The organism is Nocardia sp. NPDC004722, from assembly GCF_053601505.1.
Genome location: NZ_JBSGBY010000193.1, coordinates 1 through 13,126, shown reverse-complemented (window position 1 = coordinate 13,126; position 13,126 = coordinate 1). Strand labels below are relative to the sequence as shown.

General features: G+C 64.7%; 16 protein-coding genes. 10 read left to right on the top strand and 6 right to left on the bottom strand.

Annotated features, from left to right (window positions below):
• Positions 1-226: 226 nt before the first annotated feature.
• Entirely contained in the window at positions 227-1,171 is a 945-nt protein-coding gene (locus ACWELQ_RS20065) for a WD40 repeat domain-containing protein (protein WP_452398560.1), read from the top strand.
• A 162-nt stretch (positions 1,172-1,333) separates the two neighbouring features.
• Here the strand turns inward: ACWELQ_RS20065 and ACWELQ_RS20060 are convergent, their stop codons facing one another.
• Both ACWELQ_RS20060 and ACWELQ_RS20055 read right to left on the bottom strand, forming a co-directional pair.
• Positions 1,334-2,017, bottom strand: a complete 684-nt coding sequence (locus tag ACWELQ_RS20060) for a DUF2625 family protein (protein WP_452398559.1) — start codon at positions 2,015-2,017, stop codon at positions 1,334-1,336.
• Between the two features lie 204 nt (positions 2,018-2,221).
• Positions 2,222-2,866, bottom strand: a complete 645-nt coding sequence (locus ACWELQ_RS20055) for a hemerythrin domain-containing protein (protein WP_452398558.1) — start codon at positions 2,864-2,866, stop codon at positions 2,222-2,224.
• A 92-nt stretch (positions 2,867-2,958) separates the two neighbouring features.
• Here ACWELQ_RS20055 and ACWELQ_RS20050 point away from each other — a divergent pair, with 92 nt between their 5' ends.
• The 3 genes from ACWELQ_RS20050 to ACWELQ_RS20040 all read left to right on the top strand — a co-directional run bounded on the left by ACWELQ_RS20050 (position 2,959) and on the right by ACWELQ_RS20040 (position 5,647).
• A complete protein-coding gene (locus ACWELQ_RS20050) occupies positions 2,959-3,516 on the top strand; it encodes a TetR/AcrR family transcriptional regulator (protein ID WP_452398557.1) in 558 nt (185 codons plus the stop codon).
• A gap of 22 nt (positions 3,517-3,538) precedes the next feature.
• Positions 3,539-4,927, top strand: coding sequence for a protein kinase domain-containing protein (locus tag ACWELQ_RS20045; protein ID WP_452398556.1), 1,389 nt, complete (start codon positions 3,539-3,541; stop codon positions 4,925-4,927).
• Between the two features lie 342 nt (positions 4,928-5,269).
• On the top strand, positions 5,270-5,647 hold the full coding sequence (locus tag ACWELQ_RS20040; protein WP_452398555.1) for a hypothetical protein: 378 nt from the start codon (positions 5,270-5,272) through the stop codon (positions 5,645-5,647).
• A gap of 388 nt (positions 5,648-6,035) precedes the next feature.
• Here ACWELQ_RS20040 and ACWELQ_RS20035 read toward each other — a convergent pair whose 3' ends face one another.
• Positions 6,036-6,815 (bottom strand): SDR family oxidoreductase, encoded by a 780-nt coding sequence (locus ACWELQ_RS20035; RefSeq protein WP_452398554.1) that lies wholly within the window; start codon positions 6,813-6,815, stop codon positions 6,036-6,038.
• Between the two features lie 80 nt (positions 6,816-6,895).
• Here ACWELQ_RS20035 and ACWELQ_RS20030 point away from each other — a divergent pair, with 80 nt between their 5' ends.
• Together ACWELQ_RS20030 and ACWELQ_RS20025 are read left to right on the top strand one after the other, a co-directional pair.
• A complete protein-coding gene (locus tag ACWELQ_RS20030) occupies positions 6,896-7,534 on the top strand; it encodes a TetR/AcrR family transcriptional regulator (RefSeq protein WP_452398553.1) in 639 nt (212 codons plus the stop codon).
• The gene (locus ACWELQ_RS20025) at positions 7,531-8,103 is read left to right on the top strand and encodes a GNAT family N-acetyltransferase (protein ID WP_452398552.1); all 573 of its coding nucleotides are present in this window, start codon (positions 7,531-7,533) and stop codon (positions 8,101-8,103) included. The genes ACWELQ_RS20030 and ACWELQ_RS20025 overlap by 4 nt, the downstream gene beginning before the upstream one ends.
• Before the next feature lie 219 nt (positions 8,104-8,322).
• Here the strand turns inward: ACWELQ_RS20025 and ACWELQ_RS20020 are convergent, their stop codons facing one another.
• Complete coding sequence (locus ACWELQ_RS20020) at positions 8,323-8,790, bottom strand: hypothetical protein (protein WP_452398551.1); 468 nt, start codon at positions 8,788-8,790, stop codon at positions 8,323-8,325.
• A 332-nt stretch (positions 8,791-9,122) separates the two neighbouring features.
• On the opposite strand from ACWELQ_RS20020, the gene ACWELQ_RS20015 reads away from it, so the two are divergent.
• Positions 9,123-9,839, top strand: coding sequence for a hypothetical protein (locus ACWELQ_RS20015; RefSeq protein ID WP_452398550.1), 717 nt, complete (start codon positions 9,123-9,125; stop codon positions 9,837-9,839).
• Positions 9,840-9,880: 41 nt separating this feature from the next.
• Here the strand turns inward: ACWELQ_RS20015 and ACWELQ_RS20010 are convergent, their stop codons facing one another.
• Positions 9,881-10,483, bottom strand: coding sequence for a dihydrofolate reductase family protein (locus ACWELQ_RS20010; RefSeq protein WP_452398549.1), 603 nt, complete (start codon positions 10,481-10,483; stop codon positions 9,881-9,883).
• A gap of 167 nt (positions 10,484-10,650) precedes the next feature.
• On the opposite strand from ACWELQ_RS20010, the gene ACWELQ_RS20005 reads away from it, so the two are divergent.
• Positions 10,651-11,319, top strand: coding sequence for a hypothetical protein (locus tag ACWELQ_RS20005; protein ID WP_452398548.1), 669 nt, complete (start codon positions 10,651-10,653; stop codon positions 11,317-11,319).
• Positions 11,320-11,343: 24 nt separating this feature from the next.
• Here ACWELQ_RS20005 and ACWELQ_RS20000 read toward each other — a convergent pair whose 3' ends face one another.
• Positions 11,344-11,883, bottom strand: a complete 540-nt coding sequence (locus tag ACWELQ_RS20000; RefSeq protein ID WP_452398547.1) for a PadR family transcriptional regulator — start codon at positions 11,881-11,883, stop codon at positions 11,344-11,346.
• A 98-nt stretch (positions 11,884-11,981) separates the two neighbouring features.
• Here ACWELQ_RS20000 and ACWELQ_RS19995 point away from each other — a divergent pair, with 98 nt between their 5' ends.
• Positions 11,982-12,536 carry a hypothetical protein gene (locus tag ACWELQ_RS19995; protein WP_452398546.1) on the top strand — a complete coding sequence of 185 codons (555 nt, stop codon included), beginning with the start codon at positions 11,982-11,984 and terminating at the stop codon, positions 12,534-12,536.
• Between the two features lie 21 nt (positions 12,537-12,557).
• On the top strand, positions 12,558-13,126 hold a 569-nt coding region (locus ACWELQ_RS19990; RefSeq protein WP_452398545.1), incomplete at its 3' end, for a carotenoid oxygenase family protein.

The following is a 13,126-nucleotide window of genomic DNA, read 5'->3' as shown; positions in this document are numbered from 1 at the left end:
GAACCCCCTTCTGTGGGAACAGACTTCGCGAGCGCCTGCGAAGTCGCTGACTGCTGACGCGGATGACCTACCGCCACGAACCGGAAAGCCGTCCCGACGCAGCGTGCTCGCCGCCACCGCGATCGCCGTACCAGCGGTAGCCTCGGCGCTTGCGGTCGCCCTGACTACCCGCAGGGCTTCCGGTCGTCCGAGCCCCACATCGTCTGCTCCCGTAACTGTTTCGACCGTGACAGCGGGTGCGACACTCCACACGACCAGCGGCACCGGAGAACTGCAGTTCGTCTCGGATGGAAAGCGATTGATCAGCACGAAGGCTGACGGATCGTATGTCATCTGGGATGTCGCGAGCGGGCAGACGACGGAACGGAAGGTCCCCGTCCCCTCGAAGCCGGAGGAATCGCTGCTCAACATGACCGTTTCGCCCGACGGGGAGATTCTCGCTGGATCCGGGCTAGGCGCCGGAATCTACCTGTGGAAAACCGACACAGGCGAATCCGAAAGTCTGAGCCAGGCTGCCCGCAACGAAGACGGCCCCGGCTATGTCACATTCTCTGGTAATGGTTCCTTCCTCGCACACTCCGGGATCTCGCTGACCCAAACGAGAAGCTGTGTGAACCTCTGGGACATGCGAACCAGACAGAAAACTGCGACCTTGCTCGGCGAAAACACCCCGGAAGCAGCTGCGGGACAGATCAGCCCGATCCGCAGCCTCGCGGTCAACGCGGACGCCACCGTGATCGCTGCCCGAAACTATCACTACATTCTCGTGTGGGATGCCACGAGACCTGAGTTGAAATGGGCGCAGTCATCGCCCGACAGCGGGGACAGGCCGATCCTCGCGCTGAGTCCGGACGGCAAAATGTTGGCCTATACGGCCAGCAGCACGTCCATTCAGGTTTCGAGTGTGCAGACCCAGCTCTATGTCGGTCTACCTCTGTCACACGCCCCGCACTCCGTGACCGCGGCTGAGTTCAGCCCCGCCGATGATCTCCTCGCGGTCGGAGACGACGCGCACACCATCCGGCTGTGGAACACCCAGAGCGGCAAGCAGATCGGGCAACCACTGTCGGGCCATTCCGACGTGGTCACTTCACTCGCTTTCAGCCCGGACGGGAAGGTCTTGGCCAGCGCCTCAGCCGACGCCACAGTCAGACTGTGGGAGCTGGGTTAGCGAATGGAAAGGTAAGCAGCAGTATGGAGTTCGCGCATGAGACAGAGTTCGGCGAATACACGATCCAGCGGTTGCTCGGCGCCGGGGGTGCCCTCGATGGTGTATCCAGCGAAAACCGCACCAGGTTGCAGCGTCACTGATGTGCACTGCTGTTGGTGCGGACTATCGACTGTCGTTGAGTTGTGCGGCGGTCTCGAGGTGCAGGTCGGTCAATTCGAGTAGCGGGCAGGGGCGGCGGCTGGTGGCGGCGATATCGGTTCGGCCTTGTGCGCTCCACAGCGGCGGGTAGATCGACAGTCCGTGATCGGGTGGCAGGTCCTGGATCTCGGCGGCCCAGCTGTCCCAGCGTAGGTCGGCGTAGAAGCCGTTCATACCGCCGGAGAGGACCCAGTCGATGAAGGAGGAGTGGGTGCCGCCGATGGGCTGCCAGGTGAGGGTTTCGGATCCGAAATGGCAGATGCCGCCGGGTTTTCCGGGGAGCGCGCCGCCGTTGATGGCGAACATGCCGCCCAGGACGTCGATCGCGATGATCAGTGCGCCGGGTGGGTCGGTGTCGGTGGTGGGGTGCGGTGCCGCGCTCATGGTGGCGACGTCGGGTAGCCCGCCGTGGCCTCCGCCGAGGATCCGTAGCCAGCCGTGGTCGATGAGCAGCCCGCCGGTGTGCAGGACCAGCGCGCCGAGCACCGAACGGGCGCTGACCTGTAGGCGGAACAGGGCATCGTGCGCGCGGGCCTGCTCGACCGGTAACACGGCGATCGGAACGTCGGTGGTCGTGAACTTCTGGTCGAGTTCGGGCCAGGCGGGATCATCGGTGTCGATCAGAGCCTGTAGCGGCCGGACTGTCATAGCGGTCGATCCTTTGAGGTGATGGTGCGAGGTCGGCCGAACCTGTTCGCGCGCAGGATGATCGGCGTTCGGGTGTCAGCAGGCCGCGCGGCGATATGTTGGCGAATCGGTCTTCTTAGGCCGCCTCGAGGTGGCGGGACGGGAAAGCGGTGTCGGGGTTCCCCTCCGGATCACGACATCCGCTCGCCACGGTCCAGGTGGGGTTCAGTAGTCGTCGCCGAAGGCGGCCTGCTGGGTTCGTTCGAGCCAGCCGCTGAAGATTCTGGCCACGAGGGGTACGGGAACTCCGCGGTCGTCATCCGGGGTGGCGACGGACCGCAGCCAAGCGGGCATGAATCGCAGTGTCCACAGGGGAGCTGTTGTGCGCATGTGGTTTTCGAATCCCTTCCACGTCTTCTCATCCAGGCTGGGCGCGAGCTGATCCAGCAGTTCGCGTTCCTCGTCGGCGGCATGGTCGGCGAGATGGGTGCGCAGCTCGCACGTCAGCGCTGCCAGGCGGGTCGCGGACGCGCCGTCGAGGGCCGGGTTCCTGGCGGCGTGATGCCAGGCGGTGAGAAGGTCGGCGAGGTCGCTGTGTTCGGAGGCCAGCAGTTCCAAGGCTTCGCGGTCCGCGCCGGCCTCGGCCAGTCGAGGCCACAGATATTGGTCTTCGCCGTCGTGATGGTGGTGGATGAGGAACGCGAGCCTGTCGATGTAGGCGCTGAGGGCTTGGGCGCGTGCGGGATTCGTTGTGGTGGCCAAAGTGGCGGCGGTGCGTTGCACCCGGTCCAGATCGCGCAACATCGCGCGATGAGCCAGCAGCATCGTCTGATGGCCTCGCGGCAGAGCGGTGGCCGGTGACAACGACATGGGAAACTCCTCGACATGACGCGGGGACCCCACCCCGCACAGAAAACTATAAGCATAGTAATCTCACTACGTCTATAGTGCGAGGAGTGTGGATGTCACGCAGGCAGCAGGTCTTGGACGCGGCCATCGAAGTGCTTGCCAGCCAAGGCTGCCGGGGATTGACCTTCCAAGCGGTCGACACCGCGGCCGGTGTGCCCGCCGGGACCACCTCCAACTCGTTTCGCACTCGCGGCGCGTTGCTGATGGGAGTCGTGACCCACCTGGTGGAGCTCGACCGGCGCGACTGGGAAACCGTCGGCGGCATCCTGCAACCCCACACGCTCGACGGTCTCGTCGACGCGATGGCTGGAATCGTGCGCCACGCACTGGGATCGGGCCGCCCCCGCACCGCGGCACGCTACGCGTTGTTCGTCGAGGCCGCGGCCCACCCCGAGTTGCAAGAGCCACTGGCGGCCGGGCGCGCGACGGTCAGCTCGTGGATCACACCCTGGTTCGAGCAGCTGGGCTCGACCGACCCGCTCGCCCACTGCCGTGTGCTGCTCGACCATATCGACGGTTTGGCGCTGCACCAAATCACTTGGCCCGAACCAGATTTCGACCCGGCACCCGGTATCAGGGCTTTGCTTACCGGGCTGTTGTCGCGAGACTGAACCGATCGCAGGGGGAGTTGGCGTGGTGTTGGCGGTCGGGTCGGAGTTCGCCGGTTACACGATCGAGGCGCTGGTCGGTGTCGGCGGCACGGGTTCGGTGTATGTGGCGCGGCATCCACGCTTGAAACGGCGGGTGGCGTTGAAAGTGCTCGATGAATCGCTCGGCCGCGACCCTGGCGCGCGGGCCCGATTCGATCGGGAAACGGCGGTGATCGCCCGGCTCGAGCATCCGAACATCGTTGCGGTGTACGACCGCAGCAGTCCCGCTGACTCGACGTTGTGGCTGGCTATGCGGTTCGCCGCCGGTGGCGACGTGGCGACCCTGATTCAGGCAACTGGCGGGCTCCCTGCCCAGCGGGCACTGCGGCTGCTCTCGGATGCCGCGCGTGGGCTCGATTTCGCGCACCGGCACGGTGTCCTGCACCGAGATGTGAAGCCTGCCAACCTGTTGATCGATCGGGTCGGCGGCGACGAGCAGGTGCTGGTGGCCGATTTCGGTATCGCTCGAACGTTGGACGACACGGCGACGCTGTCCGCGGTGACCGCCAGCCTCGCCTATGCGGCACCGGAACGATTCCAGCACGATGTCGTGGATCAGCGGGCCGACGTGTATTCCCTCGGCGCGACGTTCTACGAAATGCTCACCGGGCAAGCACCTTTCCCGTTTCCGGACCAGGCGGCGGTCATCAACGCACACCTGAGCCAGTCTCCGCCTCGCCCCAGCGCGGCACGGCCGGGCCTGCCACCCGGCCTCGACGACGTGATAGCCACCGCGATGGCGAAATCTCCGGCCGATCGCTACCACGACTGTTCGGAACTTGTCGCCGACGCCGAGCGGATCCTCACCGCAGCGCACCGCACGACAACAGTCAACCCGCGCAAGCAATCACACCACGCACCACGACAGAAGCCGAAACACCCCACCTCCACCTCGGCATCGACTCCAAAATTTTTGCGTGCCCGCGGATTAACCGTCGCGATCGGTTTCGTGATCGTGCTGGTCATCGCACTCGCCGTGACTGCCTTGAAAGGCCATGACAGCGCTCCTGTGGCGACCACCGCGTCCGCACAGCCACTCGACACACCGACGGCGGGCACGAATACATCAACTGCCATTAGCGTGCTGTCCGAGGACCTGCGGCATGTTGCCGTGTCCGTCCTCAACGCCACCGCTACACCTGGCGCCGCGGCGATAGTGGGCAACCAGTTGAGGGCAGCAGGCTGGAACGTCGTAGAGAACGGGAACCTACATAGCACCGACGGCTCGGAGGTCACAACCGTCTGCTACGACTCCTCACCCGGATCGCAGCAAGCCGCCCGACAGATCGGCGAGCAACTGGGCGCGCCTGTGGCTCAACGGTTCGCAGCCCTCGCGGGCAGGACCGCGGGCGTCATCGTGATCGTTCGATGATGAGTCCCAACGAGGACCATGTCCACACGAGTACACCTACCGAGCGCGCGCCGATCTCGCCGCCATCACCCAGGACCGCGGTCGAGGTGGACGCGGTGGTGGAAAGACGTCGGCGGGCGCATGGGGACCCGGATGCTGTTGTGCATAGGTGATCGTCACGCGTGATAGGGGATGAGATTGAGCAGTGTATGGGTGCCGGTGGTGACCACGGCAACCGGAGCGGTGGCCACTGTCCTCGGGATCCTCATTGGCGCTGTCGTGTCACGTCGGAACCAGGATCGCCAGTGGTTGCGAGATAGGTTCGCGGGAGCTTGCTCTCGATTTCTCGAGGAATACGCCAGGGTGGAGATCCAACTGCGCGAGGCATACACCGAGGACACGCGCAGCTATGACGTCGACTGGGATGCCTACAATGGGGCGCTCGTAGCGTTGAGTCTGGTGGCGACCCCGGCGGTGAGCGCCGCGACCGCGCAGATGTCGGATGCCGTCCAGGAACTCACGGTGCTCGTCGATGCCGACCCGTCCGAGAAGGACCATGATGGCTACCGGCAAGTCCACGGCAAGCTTTCCTCCAGCCAGTTGGCCTTCGTCAACGCGGCGCGGTTCGCACTCGATCCCGCGCACAAGCCGCTGGATTGGCAGATGGGCGGCCCACCGGAATGGGAGCGTGTCCAAGGATGGCTTGTCCGAGCGAGTCAACGACGCTCGGTGCAGGAGTGAATGCCTCACCAACCAATGAAATCGGGAATGAGAACGCGCACCGAAACTCAGGGCGAGTGATCGCCGACCGCGTGAGCTGAGAAATGCGGCGGAGCCCATGAGCCTCGGCATCGGAGCCGTCTGGCAGGTGGGCTCGTCCGGCATCCGCATCGCGTGTCGGTGGGTCCGACCCCGCAGTCATGAGCGGTTCACATCCTCTGATCGATCGCGGCAGCAATTATGCTGCGCCTGAGTTCCTTTCGGTGCGGCACCGACGATCGGAAAACTAGTGATGAGGACTGACGACAGTTCGAGTCCATGGCTCTGTCAGTGTCAGTGCGCTTGGCCAGAACTGCATTCCGTGGAGGCTGGGTCCAGTCTGCTCTTCTCGGTGGTGCGTTGCACCGTGTCACGGACGCAGAGTGCCGGTGTCGACGGTGGGCCCGAGGCTGAGGCCGCCGGTCGCGTCGATGTACTGGCCTGTCACCCAGCGCGCATCGGGGGAGGCGAGAAAGGCTGCGACATCGGCGATGTCGGCCGGTTGGCCGACACGATGCAGGGCTGACCAGGCGGCGGCCTGGGCACGCATGCGGTCGTCGGCCAGCCAAGCGGCGATGTCGGTGTCGACGACGCCGGGTTCGATGGAATTGACGGTAATCGAGCGGTTCCCGAGCTCGAGGGCGAGGGTGCGGGTCAGGCTGTTTAGCGCGCCCTTGGTCATGGAGTAGGCAACGGTCAGCGGGGTTGCGATGCGGGCGGCCGCAGAGGAGATGTTGATGATGCGCCCGCCGTCGCGTAGCCGCGGCAGGGCTTGCTGGATGATGAAGAACGGGGCTTTGGCGTTGACGGCGAACACCGCGTCGAAGTCCTTGTCGCTGACGCCACCGATGGTGCTGTAGACGACGATGCCGGCGTTGTTGACGAGGATGTCGACCGCGCCGAGGCCGGTAGCGTCGAAAGCCGCCCACAATGCTTCGGCGTCTCCGGGGACGCCGAGTTCGGCCTGTAGGGCGACGGCGCGGCCGCCCGAGGCTTCGATGGAAGTGATGGTTTGGCGGGCCGCGTCCTCATTGAAGCCGTAATGCACTGCGACGGTGGCCCCGTCGCGGGCCAGGCGTTCGGCGACGGCCTTGCCGATGCCTCGGCTTGCGCCGGTGACGAGTGCGATCTTGTTCTCCAGATGCTTCATGATTCCCCGCCCAGTTCTGTAGTAATCGTTCCAGAAGTGACGGTACCGAACTTCTGGAACGTGCGCTATACAATTGGGTGATGGCCTCGAAAAGGATCGGTCGCCCAAGGGAATTCGACCGTGATCTCGCACTGCGCCAGGCGATCGAGGTGTTCTGGGACCGCGGCTACGAACCGACGACGATCGCTGATCTCACCGGAGTCATGGGGATCAGTGCCGCGAGCCTGTATGCGGCCTTCGGCAGCAAACAGCAGTTGTTCGACGAGGCAGTCGCAGAGTATGCGAGCACCCGGCAGCGGCAACGGGCACGAGCTTTGCGTGAGGAGCCGACACTGCGCGCCGGTCTGACACGTCTGCTGCACGAGGCCGCCGCGGCCTACACCGGCCCCGACAGCCCAGCGGGCTGCCTGATCGTCCACGGCGGAATCAACACTGGCTCACCGGCAATCGGCGAAGCCCTCACGCAGCGGCGCGCCGACGATCTCGCCGCGCTTCGCAAAATAGTCGGAAACGCCATCGACGGTGGCGAACTGGCTCCCGATGCCGATGCCGGAATCCTCTGCGATCTGGTCGGCGTGCTCTTGCAGGGCATGGCACTGCAAGCCCGTGACGGTGCATCGACGACCGCGCTGAGCGCTGTCGCGGACCTCGCGGTGAGCGCTATGCCATGGAATCCGAGTTGCCCGCCGCCCGCGACGCCGCCAGGATCACTAGCATGACTATCGAGCGGACTGCGGCGCTCGCGCCAGGGATCGGCCCGCCGGAGCGAATCGAGCTGGGAGACCTGGTCATACGGCGATGGCAGCCCGAGGACCTGACAGCGCGTTTGGAAGCAGTCACGGTGTCGTTCGACCACATCCACGCATGGATGGGCTGGCTCGCCGAGCCGACCACCTTGGCCAAACAGCAGGAATTCAGCGCGGTGGTAGCGAGCTGGCCGACCGCGGACCGGGGCTTCAACTACGGCATCTTCGATACCGCGGGCGAACTGCTGGGCGCTATCGGGTTACATGACCGGCTGGGCCCGGCGGCGGTCGAGATCGGCTACTGGTGCCATGTGAACCACACCGGTCGCGGTGTCATGACCCGTGCGGCGGGCGCGTTGACCGACATCGCCTTGACCCTTCCGGATATCGAGCGTGTCGAAATCCACTGCGACGAGGGCAACCACCGCAGCGCCGCCATCCCTCGCCGCCTCGGTTTCCGCCACGCCCGCACTACGAGCCGCGACAAACGTGCCCCCGCCGAAACCGGAAGGGTCATGCACTGGGTCAAACAAGTGGTTTAACAATGTGATTCGCGGCCAGTAGTCCACACTACCTACGCACAGCGATGTTCACCGTCTGCCGGGATTCACGCTCATCGGCAATGGGTCGTTTGCGACTGGTCAGTTCGGGACGGCCGGTTTTTCTTCCGCCGCGTCGCATTGGCTACTTCGGGCAGCGCTCCACGCGGCGGTGCAGGGCGGAAGCCTGAGCGGCGGTTCGATCCACGTCCGCACATCTGGTCAGAAAACCGCGGCGTGGGCCTTCAAGTCGAGGTCGTTCCGGATAATAGCCATCAAGTCCTGAAAGGCCTGTTTGAGTGGTTTGGTCTCCCGCTCCCAGACTTCCCAATCATGGCACGCACCACCTGCTTTGGTACCGAGGTTGTCGATCAGGCTGTCGACAACTGTCGCGGCTTCCGCAACTGCTGGTGATCCGTAGACCAGAGCCGCGAGAAGCGCACCGTTCCAACGATCTAGAGCGGGCCCGGCGCGATCACTCAGCGCGGACCAGCGCCTGGAGTCTCCCAACGCTTCAGTGCCTTCGGTGCTGGCAATTCCATCGATCGCCCGGAAGACATCCCAATATGCCTCAGCCAGCCGAACATAGGTCGCTGCTCGCTGATCTCGACGCCAACGGGCAGACTCCGCGCGACTGTCCCAGAGCCGCCCCAACGCAATACCCATCACACCGGCAAACGCTGCGATCAACGCAGTCAACATAAGCGAGAAGCCCCCCAACTGATCCCGACGATCATACTGTCGGGTGCAACAGCCCCGCAGGATATGAAGCGACCTAGCCGACATTTCGAGTGCGCTGCCTTCGGTAAGAGCGCGCACCAGGAAGCCCTGCCAGCGAACCGGTTTGGACGGCCGACCAACGCGCGGGTCGCGGGATGGCAGTGTGTTCGCCGGACTGCCACAGCTTTGGCTGACGGCTTTCTCCGGCCACGGCATTTGCCCGTGATCGGCGCTGTGTCGGTGTGGTCCGCTACAACTTTCTTGACGATCATGAACGTGATCGTCGAGTGGAATGAGATGTGTTGAGCGGCAATATCGATCAGTACAGGACGGCGTTGGAAGCGGAGTTGGCGCCGAAGCTGGCCGAACGGGGCCTGCTGGTGGCGCCTGACTGGAGCGATGATGAAGTGCTGATGTTCGCGGGGCGATTGGATGCGGCACCTGGTGTGGTCGCGGCGGTCTACGTGATCGTCGAGAACATCAAGGGTGCGCATCGGTTGTATGGCTCGGCCAGCCTGATATCGATCGATGCCGGAAAGCTGATCAGCGGGCTACCGAAGGCGGCACGGATGGCGGAATGGGGGGAAACCGACTGGGACCTCGGATTGATGGACTTGACGATCTTCAGCGACCATATCAATCCGGGCGAGTACAACCTGTATGCGATGTACGACGTGGCGGAGGTCGTGGATGCGGCCGGATGGTTCATGCGGTGTGTCGATGGTCCAGTCGGCGACTGGTTTTCGCAGCGAGGCAGCCTGACGAAGCTGGTCGCGCAGGCCAGACGTCCGCGGGAGAACGCGGGAAACGATCAGAGCCCGCGCGCCCAGCTGGTGCGAGCAACGGTGATCGTGTCGGCGCTCAATGGGCGGTTGGCTGATGCGGCGGGTTTGATGGGCTGGTATCTACAGACCGGCTTGTTCAGCGAAGTCGATTCCTATGAACAGACCACAGCATTCGACGCGGCCTTGCGAGAACGGTTCCCCGGGTACGCGCAGGCCCGAAGTCTGATGTCCTAGCCACCCAGATGAGTGTCTCAGCGGCCTCGAATCGCCCGTGACTACTTGTGCACCGCGTACCGTAGATGCAGGACGTCGGGATCTTCCAGTGTGCGCACCAGTTCGAGTTCTATGTGTTCGGCGGGGAGACCGTCGAACAGTCGTCGGCCCTGGCCTAGCAGGACCGGCCGGAGTTGGATGTCGATCAGGTCGAGTACGCCCGCCTTCAGCGCCTGCTGGCCGGTGTAGGCGCCGTGCATCATCACGTTGCGCCCGCCTGCGGCTTGCTTGGCCTGTTCGACGCAGGCGGCGATGCCCTCGGTGACGTAATGCACTCGGCCGTAAGGGTTCTCGGTCGGCGGTCGGTGCGTCGGCACGTAGATCGGCACCCCGTCGTGGTGGTCCCCGCCCCAGTAACCGGCGAAGTCTCCGGTCCGTTTCCCTGTGATCACGGCACCGGTCGCCATGGCTTCGTCGAATACGAGTCGGCTGTTGGGGTATGTGGGACGGAAGGTGTGGGGCACATCCGCGTCGGACGCGCCTCCGCCGCTGAGCCAGTCCATCAGCCGCATTCCGTTGGTGCCGGCGGGGTTCTCCGCGTTGTCGTTCGGGCCGGTGATGAACCCGTCGAGTGACATGGCCATGGTCAGGAATACTTCAGACATTCCGCGTCATCCTTCACGTCCAGTTGGCGATAAGCGTTGGGACGACGCGGACGTCGGAAACTCATCGCGGTCGCGTCGGCTATCGCTGGGGTGGCCCGCGTCGGGGAGTTGGGTGGGTCGGGGATGATCTTTGCGTGCAGCGGGGTGTTTGGGATTGTTCGCGTGCGATGGCGTTGTCGCGGTTGCCTTTCGAGTTCGAGTGGGACGACTCGATCCGAGACGTGTTGCTCGACGATGACGATGAGCGGGATATGGGGCTGGCGGGGGAGCTGAGCCTGCTGCGGGATGAGGCGGTTTTCGGGATCGGGGTGGGTGCGGCGCAGTGGGTTGTCGCGCGGGTCGACGGGGTGGCGGCGGCCGCGGACGTGCTGGACGCGGTGCGGCGGGTGGAGGCGATGTGGGCGCTCGCCGCGGATTTGCGCAATGCGCGGCTTACCGAGCCGCAGGAGTACGAGGGACAGGCTCCGGCGAAAGCGGAAGAGCCGTTGTGGGCGTGCCGGAGACTGCTGTACTGGATATACGGTGCGGCGATCGATGGCGACGAGTTGCAGGGTGACTGTATGTCGCTGGTGCTGTTGGCGCGCCACGTGCTCGGGCCGCACGAGGGGTTCGCGACGTGGTTGAGCCAGGCCATCGAAAGAGCCAAAGGATGGTATGCGCTGGCGGACGACGACCCCGATGACGAAGACGCCCAACTGGTTTGGCGGCCGATGCCACCGGAGTCCTTCTGGCCGAGTCTCGCCCCGGCTACCGACGACGCCGCGCAGGCGCAGGTGGACGCCTTCCTGGCCGGGTTGGATCCGGCCACCAACCCCTATCTCTGTGAGATCCGGTGAAACAACGGGATTCGCGGTGGGTTGTCAATCGTTGTGGTCGGTGGGGTCTTCCGGCGGCAGTTGCTCCAGGGCCCAGCGGGCCCACTCCCGGTTGGTGGCGGTGATGCGTTCGCCGTATTCGAGGGCGATGCGGCCGTAGCGGGAGAGGTTGCTGTCGGTCCAGTCGATGGCGTGTTCGAGGTCGACTAATTCTTCGTGGGCGTGAGCGGCGCGGGTTTCCATGCCGGCGAGGTAGGCGCGGGCTTGGTCGCGGGGGATGACGCCCAGGAAGAAGATGCGGAGCAGGGCCTCGTTGCGGACGGTGGGTTTGGGGCTGGTGGTGGTGAGCCAGGTGCGGAGGTCGGCGAGGCCGGTGGGGGTGAGGGTGTATTCCTTGCGGCCGCGGGGGCCCTCGTCGGTGACTTCGATGAGTCCGGCTTCGGCGAGCTTGGTGAGCTCGGTGTACATCTGGCTCTGGGTGGCGGGCCAGACGTTGGCGAGCGAGTGCTTGAAGGTGCGCAGCAGGTCGTAGCCGCTGGCGGGGCCTTCGGACAGCAATCCGAGCAAGGCATACCGGAGACTCATGCGGATCACTCTACATTCCACTATTGACATGTCGGAACAGGAGGCTCAACCTTGGACATGTCAGAACTGGAATATCGTGTCGCCGAGGAGTTCTCGAAGTGTCGTATCTGCGCACCTTCGCCCCGTGGATCGTCTACGCAGTCATTCCCTCGCAGTATTGGAAGTGGTCGGCGCTGATCGCCGTCGTGATCGCGGTGGCCGGGGTGGTGACGCAGTTGCGCGCGGGCCGCAGTCTGGACTCGCTGATCATCGATCTCGGGTCGATGGTGTTCTTCGCGGTGGTCACGGTATTGGCGTTCGCCGATCCGGACACCGCGGTGCACGCCTACCTGCCCGCGCTCTCCAGCGGGGTGCTGGCGCTCATCGCGGGTTTCTCGCTGCTGATCCGCGTGCCGTTCACGCTGCCGATCGCCAAACAGACCACGCCGCAGGAGTTCTGGGACCAGCCGCTGTTCATCCGGACGGCGTATGTGCTCACCTCGGTGTGGACGGCCAGCTTCGTGATCGGCGCGATAGCGCTCACGGCGCTGGCCCATGGTTCGACCGGGCCGCGGGTCACCGTGCAGGTGCTGGCCTTCGTCCTCCCCGTCGTCTTCACCCTCCGCTACGTCGCCCACATCCAGAACAAGGCCCGCGCCGCGCTCGCGGAGTGAGCCCGCAAGTCAGGATTCGACATGACCGTCCCGTATCTCACCGGCAACTACGCACCCGTGACCGAAGAGGTCACCGCCCATGAACTCCCTTGTACCGGAACCATTCCCGAGAACCTCACCGGCTGGTACCTGCGCAACGGCCCCAACCCGAAGGCCGCGAATTCCAAGCACTGGTTCCTCGGCGACGGCATGGTGCACGGCGTGCGCATCGAGGGCGGTCGCGCCGCCTCCTACCGCAACCGGTGGGTGCGCACCAGCACCTTCACCGATGGCGCGACCGGCATCGACGCCCTGGGCAACCGCGACTTCACCGCCGGTGTCGCCAATACGCACATCATCCGTCACGCGGGCCGCACCCTTGCCCTGGTGGAATCCTCGTTACCCTACGAAATGACGAGTGAGCTGGTCACTCTCGGCCCGCACGACTTCGACGGCAAGCTCACCACCGCCATGACCGCGCACCCCAAGACCTGCCCGCTCACCGGCGAACTGCACTTCTTCGGCTACGACTTCCGCGAGCCGTACCTCACCTCTCACCGGGCCGAAGCCTCCGGCCCCCTCGAACTCAGCCGCGCTCCCGGTGTACCGGA

What these genes read in the sequence shown, in the direction of transcription:
- ACWELQ_RS20060 (WP_452398559.1), bottom strand. Translation starts at nt 2,017, where the DNA reads ATGACAGTCCGGCCGCTACAGGCTCTGATCGACACCGATGATCCCGCC.
- ACWELQ_RS20055 (WP_452398558.1), bottom strand. Translation starts at nt 2,866, where the DNA reads ATGTCGTTGTCACCGGCCACCGCTCTGCCGCGAGGCCATCAGACGATG.
- ACWELQ_RS20050 (WP_452398557.1), top strand. Translation starts at nt 2,959, where the DNA reads ATGTCACGCAGGCAGCAGGTCTTGGACGCGGCCATCGAAGTGCTTGCC.
- ACWELQ_RS20035 (WP_452398554.1), bottom strand. Translation starts at nt 6,815, where the DNA reads ATGAAGCATCTGGAGAACAAGATCGCACTCGTCACCGGCGCAAGCCGA.
- ACWELQ_RS20030 (WP_452398553.1), top strand. Translation starts at nt 6,896, where the DNA reads ATGGCCTCGAAAAGGATCGGTCGCCCAAGGGAATTCGACCGTGATCTC.
- ACWELQ_RS20025 (WP_452398552.1), top strand. Translation starts at nt 7,531, where the DNA reads ATGACTATCGAGCGGACTGCGGCGCTCGCGCCAGGGATCGGCCCGCCG.
- ACWELQ_RS20010 (WP_452398549.1), bottom strand. Translation starts at nt 10,483, where the DNA reads ATGTCTGAAGTATTCCTGACCATGGCCATGTCACTCGACGGGTTCATC.
- ACWELQ_RS20005 (WP_452398548.1), top strand. Translation starts at nt 10,651, where the DNA reads ATGGCGTTGTCGCGGTTGCCTTTCGAGTTCGAGTGGGACGACTCGATC.
- ACWELQ_RS20000 (WP_452398547.1), bottom strand. Translation starts at nt 11,883, where the DNA reads ATGAGTCTCCGGTATGCCTTGCTCGGATTGCTGTCCGAAGGCCCCGCC.